Origin of the sequence: Planotetraspora silvatica (assembly GCF_016863315.1) — a bacterium.
In the GTDB taxonomy this organism is placed as follows: domain Bacteria; phylum Actinomycetota; class Actinomycetes; order Streptosporangiales; family Streptosporangiaceae; genus Planotetraspora; species Planotetraspora silvatica.
In genome coordinates, this window is sequence record NZ_BOOQ01000088.1 from 1 (window position 1) to 1,526 (window position 1,526).

Below are 1,526 nucleotides of genomic sequence, written 5' to 3' on the forward strand. Positions count from 1 at the left end.
CCAGACCGTGGCGTCCGCCCTCGCGGCCGTAGCCGGATTCCTTGTAGCCACCGAAGGGCGACGTGGGGTCGAACTTGTTGAACGTGTTGGACCAGACGACACCGGCCCTCAGCCGGGACGCCATCCACAACATCAACGAACCCTTCTCCGTCCAAACGCCGGCCGACAACCCGAAGGGCGTGTTGTTGGCCTTCTCGACCGCCTCCGCGGGAGTACGGAACGTCAACACCGACAACACCGGCCCGAAGATCTCCTCCCTGGCGATACGGTGCGACTGAGCGACCCCGGTGAAAATGGTCGGCGGGAACCAGAACCCCTTGTCCGGGATCGGACACACCGGCGACCACCTCTCCGCCCCCTCAGCCTCCCCCGCATCCGACAACTCCCGGATCTTGGCCAGCTGACCGGCCGAGTTGATCGCACCGATATCGGTGTTCTTGTCCAGTGGGTCGCCGAGCCGCAGGGTGGACAGCCGCCGCTTGAGCGCCTCCAGCAGTTCGCCGGCGACGGACTCCTGAACCAGCAGACGCGAACCCGCGCAGCACACATGACCCTGATTGAAGAAAATGCCGTTGACGATGCCCTCGACCGCCTGATCCAGCGCCGCGTCCTCGAACACGATGTTGGCGGCCTTGCCACCAAGCTCCAACGTCACCTTCTTCCGCGACCCGGCGACCGAACGCGCGATCAGACGACCGACCTCGGTCGACCCGGTGAACGCCACCTTGTCGACATCAGGATGACCGACCACCGCCGCGCCCGTCTCCCCCGCGCCCGTCACGATGTTCACCACACCGGCAGGCAGATCGGCCTGCCGGCAGATCTCCGCGAAAGCCAACGCCGTCAACGGCGTGGTCTCCGCAGGCTTCAACACGACCGTGTTCCCACACGCCAACGCCGGCGCGATCTTCCACGCCAGCATGAGCAGCGGAAAATTCCACGGGATGACCTGCCCCGCCACCCCCAACGGCTGAGGCGACGGCCCGAACCCCGCATAAGACAGCTTGTCCGCCCACCCCGCGTAATAGAAGAAGTGCGCCGCGACCAACGGCAGATCCACATCACGCGACTCACGGATCGGCTTGCCGTTGTCCAAAGACTCCAGCACAGCCAACTCCCGGGCCCGCTCCTGAATGATCCGCGCGATCCGGAAAATGTACTTGGCCCGCTCCGATCCCGGCATGGCCGACCACACCGTGAACGCCTTACGCGCCGCCTGCACCGCCCGGTCGACGTCGGCCTCGCCCGCCACGGCGACCTCGGCGAGCACCTCCTCACTGGCCGGGTTGACCGTCTTGTCCCGTCCCTCACCGACAGGCTCGACCCACTCACCGTTGATGAACAGACCGTACGACGACTTGATGTCGACGATCGCCCGCGACTCCGGCGCGGGTGCGTACTCGAACATGGGATGGCCGCCTTAGTCCAGGGTGAAATAGTCAGGCCCGGCATACCGGCCGGTGGCCATCTTCTGCCGCTGCATGAGCAGATCATTGACAAGCGAGGACGCCCCGAGCCGGAACCAG

1 protein-coding gene and 1 pseudogene are annotated in these 1,526 nt (G+C 65.6%); both read right to left on the reverse strand.

Going from position 1 to position 1,526, the window contains the following annotated elements:
- Positions 1–1,408 (reverse strand): aldehyde dehydrogenase family protein (locus tag Psi02_RS39705; protein ID WP_203981079.1); only part of this gene is annotated, 1,408 nt, incomplete at its 3' end.
- A 12-nt stretch (positions 1,409–1,420) separates the two neighbouring features.
- A pseudogene (locus Psi02_RS40590) lies at positions 1,421–1,526 on the reverse strand (deoxyribose-phosphate aldolase); the annotation flags it as partial.